Origin of the sequence: Niveibacterium sp. COAC-50, from assembly GCF_013184235.1 — a bacterium.
Classification (GTDB): domain Bacteria; phylum Pseudomonadota; class Gammaproteobacteria; order Burkholderiales; family Rhodocyclaceae; genus Niveibacterium; species Niveibacterium microcysteis.
In genome coordinates this window covers 287368-303737 of record NZ_JABCJM010000003.1, presented here as the reverse complement: position 1 = coordinate 303737, position 16370 = coordinate 287368, and the positions used below count along the sequence as shown (strand labels likewise).

The 16370-nt window shown below is 62.8% G+C and carries 18 protein-coding genes; 7 read left to right on the top strand and 11 right to left on the bottom strand.

Annotation, left to right across the window (positions count from 1 at the left end):
- The first annotated feature begins 15 nt into the window (after positions 1 to 15).
- The 6 genes from gcvA (at position 16) to ftsB (ending at position 5695) form a co-directional block, all read left to right on the top strand.
- Entirely contained in the window at positions 16 to 897 is an 882-nt protein-coding gene (gene gcvA / locus HH302_RS14555) for a transcriptional regulator GcvA (RefSeq protein WP_305847227.1), read from the top strand.
- 87 nt (positions 898 to 984) lie between these two features.
- Entirely contained in the window at positions 985 to 2613 is a 1629-nt protein-coding gene (locus tag HH302_RS14550; RefSeq protein WP_172202956.1) for a CTP synthase, read from the top strand.
- A 90-nt stretch (positions 2614 to 2703) separates the two neighbouring features.
- The gene (kdsA, locus tag HH302_RS14545) at positions 2704 to 3543 is read left to right on the top strand and encodes a 3-deoxy-8-phosphooctulonate synthase (RefSeq protein WP_172202955.1); all 840 of its coding nucleotides are present in this window, start codon (positions 2704 to 2706) and stop codon (positions 3541 to 3543) included.
- A complete protein-coding gene (locus HH302_RS14540; RefSeq protein WP_172202954.1) occupies positions 3540 to 3833 on the top strand; it encodes a Dabb family protein in 294 nt (97 codons plus the stop codon). The genes kdsA and HH302_RS14540 overlap by 4 nt, the downstream gene beginning before the upstream one ends.
- Positions 3834 to 4011: 178 nt before the next feature.
- On the top strand, positions 4012 to 5301 hold the full coding sequence (gene eno, locus HH302_RS14535) for a phosphopyruvate hydratase (protein WP_172202953.1): 1290 nt from the start codon (positions 4012 to 4014) through the stop codon (positions 5299 to 5301).
- Positions 5302 to 5419: 118 nt separating this feature from the next.
- On the top strand, positions 5420 to 5695 hold the full coding sequence (gene ftsB / locus HH302_RS14530; protein WP_172202952.1) for a cell division protein FtsB: 276 nt from the start codon (positions 5420 to 5422) through the stop codon (positions 5693 to 5695).
- 30 nt (positions 5696 to 5725) lie between these two features.
- Here ftsB and HH302_RS14525 read toward each other — a convergent pair whose 3' ends face one another.
- The 11 genes from HH302_RS14525 to HH302_RS14475 form a co-directional block, all read right to left on the bottom strand.
- The gene (locus HH302_RS14525; protein ID WP_172202951.1) at positions 5726 to 6283 is read right to left on the bottom strand and encodes a cob(I)yrinic acid a,c-diamide adenosyltransferase; all 558 of its coding nucleotides are present in this window, start codon (positions 6281 to 6283) and stop codon (positions 5726 to 5728) included.
- Positions 6284 to 6393: 110 nt separating this feature from the next.
- On the bottom strand, positions 6394 to 6765 hold the full coding sequence (locus tag HH302_RS22620) for a glycine radical domain-containing protein (protein ID WP_256378348.1): 372 nt from the start codon (positions 6763 to 6765) through the stop codon (positions 6394 to 6396).
- A gap of 480 nt (positions 6766 to 7245) precedes the next feature.
- A complete protein-coding gene (locus tag HH302_RS14515; protein ID WP_172202950.1) occupies positions 7246 to 7677 on the bottom strand; it encodes a DUF1841 family protein in 432 nt (143 codons plus the stop codon).
- A gap of 45 nt (positions 7678 to 7722) precedes the next feature.
- On the bottom strand, positions 7723 to 8355 hold the full coding sequence (gene nth / locus HH302_RS14510; protein WP_172203148.1) for an endonuclease III: 633 nt from the start codon (positions 8353 to 8355) through the stop codon (positions 7723 to 7725).
- 15 nt (positions 8356 to 8370) lie between these two features.
- Positions 8371 to 9051 carry an electron transport complex subunit RsxE gene (gene rsxE, locus HH302_RS14505; protein WP_172202949.1) on the bottom strand — a complete coding sequence of 227 codons (681 nt, stop codon included), beginning with the start codon at positions 9049 to 9051 and terminating at the stop codon, positions 8371 to 8373.
- Between the two features lie 10 nt (positions 9052 to 9061).
- The gene (locus tag HH302_RS14500; RefSeq protein ID WP_172202948.1) at positions 9062 to 9697 is read right to left on the bottom strand and encodes an RnfABCDGE type electron transport complex subunit G; all 636 of its coding nucleotides are present in this window, start codon (positions 9695 to 9697) and stop codon (positions 9062 to 9064) included.
- 9 nt (positions 9698 to 9706) lie between these two features.
- A complete protein-coding gene (locus HH302_RS14495) occupies positions 9707 to 10711 on the bottom strand; it encodes an RnfABCDGE type electron transport complex subunit D (RefSeq protein WP_172202947.1) in 1005 nt (334 codons plus the stop codon).
- Positions 10712 to 10726: 15 nt separating this feature from the next.
- A complete protein-coding gene (gene rsxC, locus HH302_RS14490) occupies positions 10727 to 12427 on the bottom strand; it encodes an electron transport complex subunit RsxC (RefSeq protein WP_172202946.1) in 1701 nt (566 codons plus the stop codon).
- The gene (gene rsxB / locus HH302_RS14485) at positions 12427 to 12978 is read right to left on the bottom strand and encodes an electron transport complex subunit RsxB (RefSeq protein WP_172202945.1); all 552 of its coding nucleotides are present in this window, start codon (positions 12976 to 12978) and stop codon (positions 12427 to 12429) included. Before rsxB ends, rsxC begins: the two co-directional genes overlap by 1 nt.
- Before the next feature lie 13 nt (positions 12979 to 12991).
- A complete protein-coding gene (gene rsxA, locus HH302_RS14480) occupies positions 12992 to 13576 on the bottom strand; it encodes an electron transport complex subunit RsxA (RefSeq protein WP_172202944.1) in 585 nt (194 codons plus the stop codon).
- Between the two features lie 124 nt (positions 13577 to 13700).
- On the bottom strand, positions 13701 to 14714 hold the full coding sequence (locus HH302_RS14475) for a quinone-dependent dihydroorotate dehydrogenase (RefSeq protein WP_172202943.1): 1014 nt from the start codon (positions 14712 to 14714) through the stop codon (positions 13701 to 13703).
- A 173-nt stretch (positions 14715 to 14887) separates the two neighbouring features.
- Here HH302_RS14475 and HH302_RS14470 point away from each other — a divergent pair, with 173 nt between their 5' ends.
- On the top strand, positions 14888 to 16333 hold the full coding sequence (locus HH302_RS14470) for an N-acylglucosamine 2-epimerase (RefSeq protein WP_172202942.1): 1446 nt from the start codon (positions 14888 to 14890) through the stop codon (positions 16331 to 16333).
- Positions 16334 to 16370 lie beyond the last annotated feature (37 nt).

Genomic DNA, 16370 nt, shown 5'->3' with positions numbered 1-16370 from the left:
GCTAACAGATCGGCCTTGCCGCCATTGCCACCGCTTGGCGCTTTGCGTGCTTTTGAGGCGGCTGCTCGCCTTGGCAGCCTGACGGCCGCGGCTGAAGAGCTGTCGGTGACGCACGGTGCCGTCAGTCAGCAGGTGAAGACGCTGGAAGAGTGGATTGGCGTCGCGCTGTTCGAACGTAAGGGCCGCGGCGTCGCGCTAACGGCGGCGGGCGCCGCCCTCGCCGAGACCGCCCACGATGCGTTGCTGAGCATCGCAGAGCGCACCGCCGCGCTGCGGCGCCGGACAAACCCGCGTCGCCTCACCGTTACGACCATGCCGTCCTTCGCTGCGCGGTGGCTGTCTCCACGCATCGGTCGCTTCCTTGAACGAGAGCTCAATATCGAGCTGAACATTCGCTCGTCGGAAGCCTTGGTGGATCTGCTGGCCGAAGGCGTTGATGTGGCGATCCGCTTCGGCGGCGGGCGCTACCCGGGGCTCTTGAGCGAGTTTCTGATGGCTGACGAGTTGCTCGTCGCTGTGAGTCCGGGCTTTCGCGGTGGCGACTTGCCCCGCGCGCCGGCCGATCTGCGCGATGTTCAGCTATTGCATGGCCACGGGGAGGATTGGCCCGACTGGTTTGCGGCGGAGGGGCTGAGTTTGTCGGCACGCCCGAAGATGCTGTCCTACAACGACTCCAGCCTCGCGCTGCAAGCTGCCGTTGAGGGCGCCGGCGTGGTGCTGACGCGGCGCAGCCTCGCAATCACCGATTTTGCCGCTGGTCGTTTGGTTCAGCTGTTCGACCGCGTGCGCCCCTTGCCATCGAGCTATTGGATCGTCACGACGCCGGCCTCGTCCGAACTGCCCTTGGTGCAGCGGTTTCGGGCCTGGCTGCTCGAAGAGGTGCGGCGGCCGCTCTGAGGCTTTCGCGGCGGGGCTTCAGACGTCCGGTTTGGAGGGGCGGGCCGGATGCGCTATCATCTCTTTTTACCAGCATCCCGTTTCGCCATGACCAAGTACGTCTTCGTCACCGGCGGCGTGGTGTCCTCGCTAGGCAAGGGCATTGCAGCTGCTTCGCTGGGGGCCATCCTCGAATCCCGCGGCCTCCGGGTTACCCACCTCAAGCTCGATCCCTACATCAACGTCGATCCAGGCACGATGAGCCCGTTCCAACACGGGGAAGTTTTCGTGACCGAGGATGGCGCTGAGACCGATCTCGACCTCGGGCATTACGAGCGCTTCACCAGCGCGAAGATGTCCAAGCGCAACAACTTCACGACCGGCCAGATCTACGACGCCGTGATCAAGAAGGAACGCCGCGGCGAGTATCTGGGCAAGACCGTTCAGGTCATCCCGCACATCACTGACGAGATCAAGCGCTACGTCAAGCGCGGCGCTGAAGGCGCCGACGTGGCGATCATCGAAGTCGGCGGTACCGTCGGTGACATCGAGTCGCTCCCCTTTCTCGAAGCCATCCGCCAGATGGGCATCGAAGAAGGCCGCAACAACACCTGCTTCATGCATCTGACGCTGCTGCCGTACATTGCGACGGCCGGTGAGCTGAAGACCAAGCCGACCCAGCATTCCGTCAAGGAGTTGCGCGAGATCGGCATCCAGCCGGACGTGCTGTTGTGCCGTTCTGACCGTGAAATCCCGGTCGACGAGCGCCGCAAGATCGCGCTGTTCTGCAACGTGATGCCGGAAGCGGTCATCGAAGTGCTGGACGCCGATTCGATCTACAAGATCCCGGCGATGCTGCACAACCAGATGCTCGACGAGATCGTCTGCCACAAGCTCGCCATCCTTGCGCGCGCTGCAGATCTGTCGCTGTGGGACAAGCTCGTGTTCGCACGTGACAACCCCGAGCATTCGGTCAACGTGGCCTTCGTCGGCAAGTACGTCGATCTGACCGAGTCCTACAAGTCGCTCACCGAGGCGCTGTCGCATGCCGGCATGCACACGCTGAGCAAGGTGAACATCCACTACATCGACTCCGAGCAGATCGAGAAGGATGGCACCGGCGTGCTGTCCGGCATGGATGCGATCCTCGTGCCGGGTGGCTTTGGCCGCCGCGGCACCGAGGGCAAGATCGCCGCGATCCGCTTTGCGCGCGAGAACAAGGTGCCCTATCTGGGGATCTGCCTCGGCATGCAGCTTGCCGTCGTTGAGTTCGCTCGCGACGTGGCCGGCATGGCGGGCGCCCACTCGACCGAGTTCGACAAGAACTCGCCGTATCCGGTGATCGGCCTGATCACCGAGTGGCAGGACCGCACCGGCAAGGTCGAAAAGCGCGACGAAAATTCCGACCTCGGCGGCACGATGCGGCTGGGCGGTCAGACCTGTCTGCTCGGCGAAGGCACGCTGGCACGCGAGATCTACGGCAAACCGGAAGTCGTCGAGCGTCACCGCCATCGCTACGAGGTCAACAACACCCTGTTGTCGAAGCTGGAAGAAGCGGGTCTCCGTGTATCCGGTCGCGCGCCTGGTACCGACCTGTGTGAGATGATCGAACTGCCGGATCACCCGTGGTTCGTGGGCGTGCAGTTCCATCCGGAATTCACTTCCAACCCGCGCCAGGGGCATCCGCTCTTCACCGCTTACGTACGCGCCGCCTTGGCGCAAGCGGCCAAGCGGTAAGCCGAAAATCACATGGCCGGCTTCAAGCCGGCCATTTTTTCGCCCACTGCCATGGCAGATGCATGCGCAGCGGGTAGCGAGGAAACAACGATGAATCTTTGCGGTTTTGAAGTCGGTCTCGACAAGCCCTTCTTCCTGATGGCCGGCCCGTGCGTGATCGAATCCCGCCAGATGGCGCTCGACACCGCGGCCGAGCTCAAGAGCATCACCGCCGATCTGGGCATTCCGTTCATCTACAAGTCGTCTTTCGACAAGGCCAACCGTAGCTCGGGCAATAGCTTCCGCGGCCTGGGCATGATGAAGGGTCTTGAGATCCTCGCCGAAGTGCGTGAAACGGTGAAGGTGCCAGTCGTCACCGATGTGCATACCGAGCAGGAAGCCCCGATCGTCGCGCAATACGTCGATGTGCTGCAGACGCCAGCTTTCCTGTGCCGTCAGACCGACTTCATCCGCGCCGTTGCGGCGACGGGTAAGCCGGTAAACATCAAGAAGGGCCAGTTCCTTGCCCCCGGCGACATGAAGAACGTCGTCGCAAAGGCCAAGGAAGCCGCCGGTGGCGCAGACACGATTCTCGTCTGCGAGCGCGGTGCCTCGTTCGGTTACAACAACCTGGTTTCCGATATGCGTTCGCTCGCGATCATGCGCGAAACGAACTGCCCGGTTGTGTTTGACGCAACGCACTCGGTCCAATTGCCGGGCGGGCAAGGCGACAAGAGCGGCGGCCAGCGGGAACATGTGCCGGTGCTGGCGCGTGCTGCTGTTGCAACCGGAATTTCGGGCCTGTTCATGGAAACCCATCCGGATCCGGCCAAGGCGCTGTCCGATGGCCCGAACGCCTGGCCGCTGCAGAAGATGCGTGCGCTACTGGCGACGCTCAAGGAAATCGATCAGCTGGTGAAGCGTCACGGCTTCATCGAAACGACACTGTGATCACGCACGTCGTCCTGCTGAAGCTCAGGCCGGGGGTAGCGGTCGATTCCACCGCTGCCCGCGAAGCCCATGCGGCCATGAGCGCGCTGCCGACCAAGGTGCCGCAGATCCGCACATGGCAGTGTGGGTTCAATACCACGCCGGACGTGTGCGGTTGGGACTACGTGCTGGTCTCCGGCTTCGACAGTCGTGAAGCGCTGGAAGCCTATTTTGTGCATCCAGAGCATCTGAAGGTGGTCGCGCTGTGGGAGCCGATTTCGGACCTGGCTTTCGGCGATCTCGAAAGCTGAAGTCTGCGCACGGTCAAAGCGCCGACATACTCGGCAGCTTAAAATTAAAAAGTTTCATCGGTCATGCGCGTCCGGGACACTCCCCCGTCAGCGGGCGCCGCACCGCCGGTTTTCCGGCGGGTGAGAGGGATGCCGCCCCCATAGGCGGCACAGTCTTGATAGAGAAAAGGGAAAAACCATGAGTGCTATCGTTGATGTAGTCGCCCGCGAGATCCTTGATTCGCGCGGCAACCCCACGGTTGAAGCGGATGTGCTGCTCGAATCTGGCGTGATGGGCCGCGCAGCGGTGCCGTCGGGCGCCTCCACCGGTTCGCGCGAAGCGATCGAACTGCGCGACGGCGACGCCGCTCGCTACCTGGGCAAGGGCGTCCAGAAGGCTGTCGACAACATCAACACCGAGATCTGCGAAGCGCTCGTGGGCCTCGACGCCGAAGAGCAGGCTTTCATCGACAAGACGATGATCGACCTCGACGGCACCGAGAACAAGTCGCGCCTGGGCGCGAACGCGCTGCTGGCCGTGTCGATGGCCGTTGCCCGTGCTGCTGCTGAAGAAGCCGGCCTGCCGCTGTATCGCTACTTCGGTGGTTCGGGCGGTATGAGCCTGCCGGTGCCGATGATGAACGTCATCAACGGCGGCGCCCACGCCAACAACAGCCTGGACTTCCAAGAGTGCATGATCCTGCCGATCGGCGCGCCGACCTTCAAGGAAGCGCTGCGCTACGGTGCTGAGGTGTTCCACAACCTCAAGAAGATCCTGGACAAGAAGGGCTACCCGACCTCGGTTGGCGACGAAGGTGGCTTCGCCCCGAACGTCTCTGGTGCTGTCGAAGCGCTGGAACTGATCGTTGAAGCGATCGAGAAGGCCGGCTACGTGGTTGGCAAGGACATCGTCCTGGGCCTGGACTGCGCCGCTTCCGAGTACTTCAAGAACGGCAAGTACGAGATGGAAGGCGAGAAGCTGTCGCTGACCCCGGCTCAGAACGTTGATTTCCTTGCTGGCCTGGTCGACAAGTTCCCGATCATCTCGATCGAAGACGGCATGGCCGAAGGCGACTGGGAAGGCTGGAAGCTGCTGACCGACCGCTTGGGCAAGAAGGTTCAGCTGGTGGGCGACGACCTGTTCGTCACCAACACCAAGATCCTGAAGGAAGGCATCGACAAGGGCATCTGCAACTCGATCCTGATCAAGGTGAACCAGATCGGTACCCTGACCGAGACCTTCGCTGCCGTCGAAATGGCCAAGCGCGCCGGCTACACCGCCGTGATCTCGCACCGTTCGGGCGAAACCGAAGATTCGACCATCGCTGACATCGCTGTCGGCCTGAACGCTGGCCAGATCAAGACCGGTTCGCTGTCGCGTTCGGATCGTATCGCCAAGTACAACCAGATCCTCCGCATCGAAGAAGATCTGGGCGATGTCGCGTTCTACCCGGGTCTGTCGGCGTTCTACAACCTGCGTAATCGCTGATCGACTGCCGGCGCAAGCCGGTTGCCGAATCACTGGAAAGGGCCGCTGAGCGGCCCTTTCTCTTTGATATTCCGATAGAATTCGCGCGTTTTCAGCTTCTAATGACGATCGGTTCCACATGAAGTGGCCAGCCCTGATTCTTGTCGCACTGCTCGGTGTGTTGCAGTACCCGTTGTGGTTCGGCAAAGGGGGGTGGACCCGCGTCAGAGAGCTTGACCAGCAGGTGCAGGCGCAACGCGAGAGCAATGCCAAGCTTGAGGCGCGCAATGCGGGCCTTGAGGCCGAGGTACGGGATCTGAAAACCGGCTACGAAGCGATCGAGGAGCGTGCCCGCTACGACCTCGGGCTTGTGAAGCCGAACGAGACCTACGTCCAGTTGCCGCAACAGAAATGACAAGGGCCGCATCGCGGCCCTTCTGTTTTGTCAGGCTTCGCCTGGTTTTGCGCGCTTCCAAAGCACGTCGCTGCCACCTGCGCAACGGTTCAGATGGCGCCCCAGCACGAAGAGTAAATCCGAGAGCCGGTTCAGATACTGACGCACCGGCGGGTGAATGCTCTCCTGGTGGGCAAGTGTGACGATTGCGCGCTCGGCACGTCGTGCAACGGTACGAGCGAGATGCGCCAACGAGGCAGCGCGGGAGCCGCCGGGCAGGATGAACTCCTTGAGTGGCGGAAGCGATGCGTTGTAGTGGGCGAGGGCGTCGTCCAGCCGCAGCACATGTGCTTCAGTGACCATCGTATAGCCGGGGATGCAAACTTCTCCGCCAAGGTCGAACAGGTCGTGCTGGACGTGATCCAGCAAGGTTCTGACGTCGTCCGGAAGTGTCTCGGCCAGCAGCACGCCAAGCAGCGAGTTCAGTTCGTCTACTTCGCCAAGCGCGTGAATGCGCGGGCAATCCTTGGCGACGCGACTGCCGTCTCCAAGGCCAGTAGTGCCATCGTCACCAGTGCGGGTGGCAATGCGCGAAAGGCGATGTCCCATCAAAATCCCCCAGTCAATCGAGCGCAATTATAGGCGCTCGCCGGCCCAAGGGGATTCTGATGAGTAGGCGGGCGTTCGGCGCAGGGCGCCCCGCCCGCGATCGTCCGCGCTTAGTGCGAGTGGAACGTACGGTTGATCACGTCGAGCTGCTGCTCGCGCGTGAGTTTGGTGAAGTTCACCGCATACCCGGACACGCGGATCGTCAGCTGCGGGTACTTTTCCGGATTCTCCATGGCGTCGATCAGCATGTCGCGGTTGAGCACGTTGATGTTGACGTGGAAGCCTTCGCAGCCGAAGTAGGCGTCCAGCATTCCGACGAGGTTTTGTACTTGTTCGGTCGAGGCCATGTCTGTCTCCAGAAAACGAGATTGATCAGTGCTGCCTTCATCCTTGTTAGCAGCAGGGCTATTGTGATGCGTGAAACGACGTTTCGCAATAAGAAATTGAATTCCATTGATTGAAATCAGAAATGGGGAACCCAAGGTGTCTAGCCTAGGCAATAGAGCACATAGATTCGTCCGACCGGAGCATGGCGGCTCTAAGGATCGGCGCGCAGGGCTGCGCTGATAGATCAAACCGGTGGGCAGGCTGGTTTCACAGATGCGGCGCGAGGCGCACGGGATGCCGGAGCCTGCGCGTTAAGCGTTCACTGCAGGCTGCGACGGGAGGGTATCGCGTTCGCGGATAGGGGGATTACTGCTGGTGGAGCGCCGTCGAACCGTAGGCGAGCCAGTGCGAGAGTGCATTCGACAGTGTATTGGTCTGCCGTTCTCGACCAATACGAAAGTTAGGTAAGCAAGCGCTGGCTCGTCCATGCCAATTTTCGAGGCACGCTTGCGCGTTCTCTATCAACTTTTGGGGGCCAATGTATTGGTCCCTCGTGGCAACGATGTGTCCGCGCGATACTCAGGCGCAGGCGCGGAAGGCTACTTCCAAAGCTTAGGAGCCGGAATGGGACCGTTCTAGGCCAGACGGGAGCGTCGCCAGACGGCCTCGACGTAAGCAACGGCGTCGGGCGCTGTACCACTGCGCTGCGCTTGCCAGATCGTTTCGCCGAGGCATTCGAGCACGTCGTGCAACGCTGCATGGCGGTCGCCCCGCACCGCGAGGCAGGCGTCGTAGGCGGCACGCAGCCCTGGCGGTTGATCGATCGACAGTTGCTCGTGAATCGCCAGGTGAAGCGACAGGTGCAGAAACGGGTTGATCTGCCCGTCCTCGGGCGAGAAGTCCTTTTCCGCGCTCTCTGGGTCGTCAAGCAGCGCGTGGTATTCCGGGTGCTGCTCGATCAGTTCGGCGGCGACCTGTTCCAGTGGCGCGAGCACGGTGCGCTGGCGATGCTTCTGCCAGGCGTCGATGAAGAAACGGCGCGCTTGGTCGCGTGATGGATTGAACACGGTGTTGGCTCTCTGAAAAGTGGGGGCGACGCGGTAAGGACTGATTCAGTCGGTCTTGTCCCGATACTCACATAGATCACGAACGATGCACTGGCCGCACAAGGGTTTGCGCGCGGTGCACACATAGCGGCCATGGAGAATCAGCCAGTGATGCGCATCCAGTAGAAAGTCCTTGGGTACCCGCCGGAGCAGGGCTTTCTCGACCTCCAGCACATCTTTGCCGGGTGCCAGGCCCATCCGGTTTGCGACACGGAAAATGTGCGTATCCACCGCCATGGTTGGCTGGCGGAACAAGGTGTTGAGCACCACGTTGGCGGTTTTCCGGCCGACGCCGGGTAGCGCCTCAAGCGCATCCCGGTCAGCCGGCACTTCGCCGGCATGTCGCTCGAGCAGGATGCGCGAGAGCATCGCGACGTTCTTCGCCTTGTTGCGGTAAAGGCCGATCGTCTTGATGTGCTCCGCGATGCCCGCTTCGCCAAGCGTTGCCATGGTGGCCGCATCGGGCGCAACCGGGAACAGGCGGCGCGTGGCGAGGTTGACGCCCTTGTCGGTGGATTGCGCCGAGAGGACGACGGCTACAAGTAACTGGAAGCCGTTGCCGTATTCGAGTTCGGTTGTCGGCGTCGGGTTGGCCGCTTGCCAGCGCTGAAACGCCTCGGCGACCGCGGCGCGCGGCATCAACTTGGGCATTGCTCAGGCGGAGGCGGGCTCTGCAGCCGGGCGGGCCTGGGCAGCGCGCTTGGCCGCGCGCGCGTCCAGCCAGCTCTTGCCTGCGATCAGACAGGCGAGCGAGATGAAGGCGCCCGGTGGCAGGATCGCAACGAGGAATCCGGGATAAGCCTCGGGCAGCACGCGCAGAGGTTGGGCCGACGGGATGATCATGTCGATGCCGTTGAACAGATGGCCCGTGCCGATCAGTTCACGCATGCCTCCCAGCAGTGCGAGCAACCAAACAAGGCCCGCGCCCATCGCAAAGCCATCAACCGCAGAGGACAACGGCCCGTTCTTGGCAGCAAACGCCTCGACGCGCGCAAGAACGATGCAGTTGGTGACGATCAGCGGTACGAAGATGCCGAGCACCAGATAGAGACTGTGGAGATAGGCGTTGAAAGCGAGGTCGAGCACCGTGACCAGCGCCGCGATGATCAGGATGAACACCGGGATGCGGATCTCGTAGGGGATCAGATTGCGCAGCGCCGCGACGACGGCTCCGGATATGGCCATCACGACCGCAGTAGCCAGCCCGAGGCTGATGCCGTTGATCAGATTGGTGGACACCGCGAGGATCGGGCACAGGCCGAGCAGTTGAACGAGGCCGGTGTTGCTCTTCCAGATACCGGCGTGGGCAATTTCGCGAAGATGCTGCAGGTTCATTGGGTTTGCCTCACTGGAACAGGGCGTCACGGTGCGCTGCCGCGTAGGCTGCGACGCGGCCGACCGCGCGGGTAACCGCACGTGCGCTGATTGTTGCGCCGGTGTTGTAATCGAAGGCGCCGCCGTCCTTCTTCACCGTCCATGCCGCGGGTGGCAAATCGCGTGCAGGACGCTCGAACTGGCTGATCCACGGATGCGCCTTGTTCTTGTCCTTGCGCGGATCGATGTAGTCGCCCAAGCCCGGTGTTTCGCGGTGCTGCGTGACGCGGGCGCCGAGTACCTGGCCGTCGGCGGCGACCGCCACGATCAGTTCGACGCGCCCAGCGTAGCCATCTGGCGCCACCGCTTCCATCACCAGGGCGGCCGGTTGGCCTGCGCGTCGTGCACGCCATACCTGGCCGCCTTGATCGAGGCCGAGCTCCGGCGTAGGCGGCAGGCTGATCACGTCGTCGAGCAGCGCATTGTCATACCCGCTGCGTGGCAGGATCTGGTCGATCAGTAACAGCTTTTCAGCTTTCGCACTGCGCGCGATCGGGTCGCGCGTAAGCAGGTAGCCACCTGCCATGAAGGCGGTGAAGACCAAGGTAAACACCAGCATCGCCAGAGCGGTGCGAAGGGATAGGCCGCCGGCCGTCGGTTCGTTCATGGCGTCGGATCAGTTCTTGGTTTTGTGGCCGAACACGGGTGGCTGGGTCTTCATGTCGATCAGCGGCACACACAGGTTCATCAGCAAGGTCGCGAACGCAACACCGTCGGGGAACGCTCCGAAGTGCCGGATGATCCATGTGATCAAGGCAGCACCCGCGGCGTAAATCAGCTTGCCGCGCGGCGTGGTGGCGCCTGAAACCGGATCGGTCAGGATAAAGAAGGCGCCAAGCATCGCGGCACCCGAGAACAGCGAGAAGACAGGGCCGGGATAGCTTTGTGGCGCTGCGATCGAGGCGATTGTCGCCAGTGCCGCGAGGCTGCCGAGGTACGCGACCGGGATGTGCCAGGTGATGATCCGACGTGCGAGCAGGTAGAGCCCGCCGATCAAGAAGGCGACGGCGATCCACTCCCAACCATGGCCAGCGAAAAGGCCAAATCCCTCGCCTTGCAGCAGTGCATTCACGCTGCTGCCTTCGGCGCGCAGGCCCGTGCGCAGTGCATCGAGCGGGGTGGCGGCGGTGATGGCGTCGACAGCCCGCGCGCCACCAAAGATCAGGTCCAGCTGCGCGGATGCGTCCAAGCGGCCGGCGCCGGGCCACTGTGACATCAGCGCGGGGAAGGCAACGATCATCACCGCATACGCAACCATCGCCGGGTTGAACGGGTTCTGCCCCAGGCCGCCGTAGAGGTGTTTGGCAACCACAATGGCGAATGCCGTGCCGGCGACGACCAGCCACCAGGGGCCGATGGAAGGGAAGGCCAACGCGATCAACCACGCGGTGACGACGGCCGAAAGGTCTGCCAGTGAGCGACCGATCGGGCGCCCGCGCAGCTTGAGGAAACCCGCCTCAAACGCAATTGCCGCCACGGTGGCGAGCGCGATCTGAACCAGGATCCCCACGCCGAAAAACCAGGCATAGACCGCGACCGCTGGGATCAGCGCAAGCAGCACTTCGGCCATCACGCGAGTAACGCTGGTGGGCTTGCGCAGGTAGGGTGAATTGAGAGACATCGTGGTCGTCAGCCTTCAGCGGGCGCTTTGTTCGGTGGGCTGCGCTGCAGCGTCGCCGTCCGCAGGCGCAAGGGCGGCGCGGCGCGCATCCGCTTCGGCGACCTGCGCCTGTTGATCGGGGGTCAGCGCTTCGGTGTTTTGCGGAGCGATGGCCTCGCGCTGTGCTTTGGCGCGCGCCATCGCGGCGGCGATCAGCGCTTTCTTGGAGTCTTCGGCGCTGTCCGAACCGGTGACCGGCGTGGCAGCCGCTGCCGTGTCGGTCGCTGGAGTGCTCACAGCGGCGCGACCGGCCGCCGTTTTGGCTGCGAGCTTTTCGGCCTTCTCGCGTTTTTCGCGCTCGATTCGTTCGTTGCGGAACTCGAAGCGGTCGCGCGCCACATCGGCCGCATCCTTCTGCCGTTCGCGCGCCCAGATCTCGCTCTTGGAGAACCGGTAATAATCGACCAGCGGGATGTGCGACGGGCAGACGTAGGCGCAGCAGCCGCACTCGATGCAGTCGAACAAGTGGTATTCCTGCGCCTTGCCGAAGTTCTTCGCACGCGAATGCCAGTACAGCTCGAACGGCTGCAGATCAGCCGGGCAGGCGCGCGCGCACTCGCCGCAGCGGATGCAGGCCATCTCGGGCGCCGGGGCCGGGAACAACTCGGGGCTGCCGACCAGGATGCAGTTGGTCGCCTTGACGACTGGCACATCGTAAGCCGGCATGCGGAAGCCCATCATCGGGCCGCCCATGATGAAACGGTCGGTACCGGGCTTGACGCCGGCCAGTGCGGCGACATGGTCCATCGGCGTGCCGAACAGCACTTCGTAGTTGCCGGGGCGTTCGACGTTGCCAGCGACGGTCACAATGCGCGAAACCAGCGGACGACCGCGATCGAAGACATCCGCAATCGCATACGCGGTACCGGTGTTGAAACACTGCACGCCGTAGTCGGTCGAGCGGCGGCCGTGGGGTACTTCGATACCGGTGAGCACGCGGATCAGTTGCTTGGCGCCGCCAGCCGGGTAGCGGGTCGGAATGGCAACGACTTCCATCGTGCCTGCGCCGCGCGCACTGACGGCCTGCTGCATGGCGGCAACGGCTTCCGGCTTGTTGTCCTCGATGCCGATCAATACGCGACGGGCCTGCAGCAGCTCCTGCATGATCTCGGCACCACGGACGATCTGGTCGGCGCGTTCGCGCATCAGCAGATCGTCGCAGGTGATGAAGGGCTCGCACTCGGCGCCATTGATAACCAGCGTGTCGGTGCCGCCCTTGGCGGGTTTCAGCTTCAGATGGCTGGGGAATACCGCGCCACCCAGGCCGACGACACCCGCGTCGCGCAATTCGTCGCGGACCTCGTCGGCGCCCATTGCGCGAAGCGATATCGGTTCGCAATCAATCCAGCGATCCTCTCCATCCGGCTCGATGACGACGCTCAGCGTGGAGAGACCGGAGGTGTGCGCCATGACGCGCGGTTCGACAGCCACGACGCGCCCGGACGTAGGGGCGTGGACCGCGCTGGAAACGTTACCGTCCGCAGCACCGATGCGCTGGCCTTTCAATACGACGTCGCCCGGTGCGACCAGCGGATGCGGTGTGCCGCCGACGTGCTGATGCAGAGGAACGATCAGTTGCGCCGGAAGCGGCACAGCCTTGATGGGCTCGCGCGTCGAGTCGGCCTTGTTTGTGGCCGGCTTGACGCCGCCGTTGAACTTGAAGAGTTTGCGCAGCATCAGGCGGCTGTCCTGATCGGAATCACGGGGTAGTGCCACTTCCAGGTATCGACGGTTTCACCAACCGGTTCCATCGTGATGCAATCGACTGGGCAGGGCGCCAGACAGAGTTCGCAACCGGTGCAGAGTGGGTCGATCACCGTGTGCATCTGCTTCGCGGCGCCGGCGATGGCGTCGACCGGGCAGGCCTGGATGCAGAGCGTGCAGCCGATGCAGGTGTTCTCATCGATCACAGCGACGGACTTGGGTTTCTCGACACCGTTCTCTGCATTGAGCGGCTTGAACTCGCGGCCCAGCAGGTCAGCGAGTTTGCGGATACCTTCCTCGCCGCCGGGTGGGCATTGGTTGATATCGGCTTCGCCGCCGGCAATCGCGGTAGCGTAAGGCTTGCAACCAGGGAAGCCGCACTGGCCGCATTGCGTTTGCGGCAGGATGGCGTCGATCTTGTCGACCAGCGGGTCACCCTCGACCCGGAATTTGACCGCGGCAAAACCCAGCGCCGCGCCAATGACGATGGCCAGACCGGCCATCACGAGAAGTGCGCTCAGCATCGTGGTGTCGGTTTCACTTGAAGCGGTCGAGGCTGGCGAAGCCCATGAAGGCAAGGCTCATCAACCCGGCGGTGATCAGCGCGATCGGCGTGCCGCGGAAATGCAGTGGCACATCAGCGCCGTCGATCCGTTCGCGTATTGCCGCGAACAGGATCAGGGCGAGCGAGAAGCCTGCGGCGCTACCAAACCCGAACAGCAGGGCTTCCATGAAGTTGTGCTTCAGTGCCACAGAAAGCAACGGAATGCCGAGCACCGCGCAGTTGGTGGTGATCAGGGGCAGATAGATGCCCAAGACCTGATGCAGCACCGGGCTGGTTTTCTGGATCACCAGTTCGGTCAGTTGCACGATTGCCGCGATCACGACGATGAAGGCCAGCGTGCGCAGATAGCCCAGATCGAACGGCGTCAGCAGCAAGTGGTCGATCAGGTAGCTTGATCCACAGCCCAGCGTAAGCACGAACGTGGTCGCCATGCCCATGCCCAGCGCAGTGTCGAGCTTCTTTGAAACCCCCATGAACGGGCACAGGCCGAGGATCCGGACAAACACGACGTTGTTGACCAGAACCGCGCCAAGCAGCAGGAAGATGTAGTGCGCCATGGGCTAGAAGGGGGTGGGTGTAACCGCGGGATTATCGCTGCAACGCAATGCGATCCTCAAGCCGCGGACCGAAACTGACGCGCGCTTGTCACGCGTCAACCGATCCGCAGCAATAACACCGGTGTCAGCGGGTGAACTCGCTCGTGGCGCGGATGGCCTCGGCAACCATGCCTGGGCCCTTGTAGATGAGCCCAGTGTAGATCTGTACGAGCTCGGCACCGGCCTGGAGCTTTTCGAGCGCGTCGGCTCCAGAGAACACGCCACCCACGGCAATGATTGGCAGTTCGCCTGCGAGCTGCCGGACCAGTTGTGCGACGACTTCAGTCGAGCGCTGACGAAGCGGAGCGCCGGACAAGCCACCCGTTTCCTGCGCGTGCGGCAGGCCGGCCACCGCATCGCGCGCCAGTGTCGTGTTGGTGGCAATGACTGCGTCGATGCGATGGCGGCGCAGTGCGTCGGCCATTTCGCCCAACTGTTCGCTCTCAACATCGGGCGCAATCTTCAGCGCGAGCGGCACGTAGCGGCCGTGCTCATCCGCCAGTCGAGCCTGGCGGGCTTTCAGCGCGGCGAGCAGGGCATCGAGTTCCGAAGCGCCCTGCAGCTGGCGCAGGTTCTTTGTGTTGGGCGACGAAATGTTGACGGTGACGTAACTGGCGTGCGGATACACCTTGTCGAGGCAGGCGAGGTAGTCGTCCGCGGCCTTTTCGATCGGGGTGTCGAAGTTCTTGCCGATATTGATGCCGATGATGCCCTTGAACTTGGCGGCGCGAACGTTCGCCACTAGGTTGTCGACGCCGGCATTGTTGAAACCCATGCGGTTGATGATGGCTTCAGCGCGCGGCAGGCGGAACAGACGCGGCTTGGGATTGCCGGGTTGCGGGCGCGGGGTGACGGTGCCGATTTCGACGTGGCCGAACCCGAAGTTGGCGAAGGCATCGATGGCCTCGCCATTCTTGTCGAGACCGGCAGCCAGGCCGATCCGGTTCGGGAAGCTGAGACCCATCACTTCGACCGGTTTGCCACGCGCATTGCACACCGACGGAACGAATCCGCCGAAGTGATGCAGGCTCCAGATCGTCAGATCGTGTGCGGTTTCGGGGTCGAGCAGGAAGAAGAAGGGGCGGGCAAGTGAGTACATGGCGTGAATTTTAGCGCGAGAGGCTAGCAATGTCCGGTAGCGAAATTGCGGTCGCTGTGGCGGCGAAGTCGCCGGACTCTGATCCTGATCTGACAATCCGCATGGGAAGCCGTTAGGCTTTGCAGCGTCATGGCGATGAATTCGGGCACCGCTCATCAAGAAAAGGAGACGACATGTCTAGTCGAGTTGTACGGATGTTGCTGGCGACGTGTTGCGCGCTTGCCGGCTTGCTGGCAAGTGGTGGGGCACTTGCAGGGCTGCCCACGGGCGAGCGCTGGCTGACACATGTGAAGCAGGATCTGCTGCCGTTCTGGTCCGGCGCGGCGGCGATGGGCAAGCCGATCGGCAACTTCCCAACCTTCCGCTGCAACGACGGCAGCGTGTTCGATCCGGAGGCGCCGTGCGAAGAGCTGAAATCGCCCCCCGCATGGATACGCCCCGAACTCGGGCGCAGCTACGTTCGCATGCAGGCACGCCAGACCTATGCCTACGGCGTTGCCTACCATCTGACGGGTGATGTCCGCTGGCTTGAACTGGCGCGCGCCGGCGCGCGGCGTACCGTCGCACTGCTGGATCCGCAGTCCGGCTCGCCGACATGGTTCGAGGCGGGTCGGGGCGGCCCGGAACCTGCCGCGCGTACCGCGCAGGATCAGTCCTACGCCGTGGTCGGCATTGCGATGCTCTACTACCTGACGCGTGATCCGGCATTGGAGCAGGCCTTGATCGCCCATCAGCGCTACGTCTTCAGCCGTTACTGGGATGCGGACTGGAGCATGTTGCGTTGGGTTCCCAAGGAAGGGCCGGCGGATGAAGCCGCCAAGCAAGAGCTGGTGGCGCAACTCGATCAACTCAACGCCTACATGCTGCTTGTAGTGCCCTACTTGCCGGCCGAGGCGCGAGCGGCATGGCACGAAGACATCCGGCGTGTGGCGAGGGCGCTGATCGACAAGTTCCATGATCCGGCGCGTGGCATCTTCTATGGCACGCTGGAACGCGGTGCGGAAAGCCGGCGCGACGGCGCTCGGCACAACGATTTCGGCCACACGATCAAGGCCTACTGGATGCTGATGCTGGCCGGCCGCGAACTCGGTGATGCCGAGCTTGAGCGTTTTGGCCACGATGGCGGCGCGAAGGTCCTCGATCGGGCCTGGGATGCCGAGAGTGGTGCCTGGGGATCAGCTTGGCACGGGCAAGAGGTGGATACGTCCAAGAGTTGGTGGATCTATGCGGAACTGGACCAGATGGCGAGCTTCCTCGCGCTGGAGCGGCCAGAGCTGGCATCGCGCCTGGAGTCGAGCTGGCGTTTCTGGCTGACCAAAATGACAGCCCCGAACGGCGGCGAGATCTACGGCTGGGTTGATCCGACCGGTGCGGCGCCAGCGAATAGCCTACGCATCCACCAGTGGAAGAATGGCTACCACTCGTTCGAGCATGCGCTGGTGAGCTATCTGACGGCGCAGGCACTGGCGGGTAAGCCGGCGACGCTGCATTTCGCATTGCAGCGTGAAGACAAGAACCTGCGCCCCTACCTCATGCAAGGCAAGGTGGTGTCGGTCAAGTCGCGGGATGGTCGGCAAGCGGTCGAGTTTGCGATTCCGGTTCAGAAGGCGAACCACTGAATCACTGATCGCTTTTTGGGAGCGCCTAGCGGGCGCC

Coding starts and splice junctions, on each gene's coding strand:
- HH302_RS14550 (WP_172202956.1), top strand. CDS start 985: ATGACCAAGTACGTCTTCGTCACCGGCGGCGTGGTGTCCTCGCTAGGC.
- kdsA (WP_172202955.1), top strand. CDS start 2,704: ATGAATCTTTGCGGTTTTGAAGTCGGTCTCGACAAGCCCTTCTTCCTG.
- eno (WP_172202953.1), top strand. CDS start 4,012: ATGAGTGCTATCGTTGATGTAGTCGCCCGCGAGATCCTTGATTCGCGC.
- ftsB (WP_172202952.1), top strand. CDS start 5,420: ATGAAGTGGCCAGCCCTGATTCTTGTCGCACTGCTCGGTGTGTTGCAG.
- HH302_RS14525 (WP_172202951.1), bottom strand. CDS start 6,283: ATGGGACATCGCCTTTCGCGCATTGCCACCCGCACTGGTGACGATGGC.
- nth (WP_172203148.1), bottom strand. CDS start 8,355: ATGCCGCGCGCCGCGGTCGCCGAGGCGTTTCAGCGCTGGCAAGCGGCC.
- rsxE (WP_172202949.1), bottom strand. CDS start 9,051: ATGAACCTGCAGCATCTTCGCGAAATTGCCCACGCCGGTATCTGGAAG.
- HH302_RS14500 (WP_172202948.1), bottom strand. CDS start 9,697: ATGAACGAACCGACGGCCGGCGGCCTATCCCTTCGCACCGCTCTGGCG.
- HH302_RS14495 (WP_172202947.1), bottom strand. CDS start 10,711: ATGTCTCTCAATTCACCCTACCTGCGCAAGCCCACCAGCGTTACTCGC.
- rsxC (WP_172202946.1), bottom strand. CDS start 12,427: ATGCTGCGCAAACTCTTCAAGTTCAACGGCGGCGTCAAGCCGGCCACA.
- rsxB (WP_172202945.1), bottom strand. CDS start 12,978: ATGCTGAGCGCACTTCTCGTGATGGCCGGTCTGGCCATCGTCATTGGC.
- rsxA (WP_172202944.1), bottom strand. CDS start 13,576: ATGGCGCACTACATCTTCCTGCTGCTTGGCGCGGTTCTGGTCAACAAC.
- HH302_RS14475 (WP_172202943.1), bottom strand. CDS start 14,714: ATGTACTCACTTGCCCGCCCCTTCTTCTTCCTGCTCGACCCCGAAACC.
- HH302_RS14470 (WP_172202942.1), top strand. CDS start 14,888: ATGTCTAGTCGAGTTGTACGGATGTTGCTGGCGACGTGTTGCGCGCTT.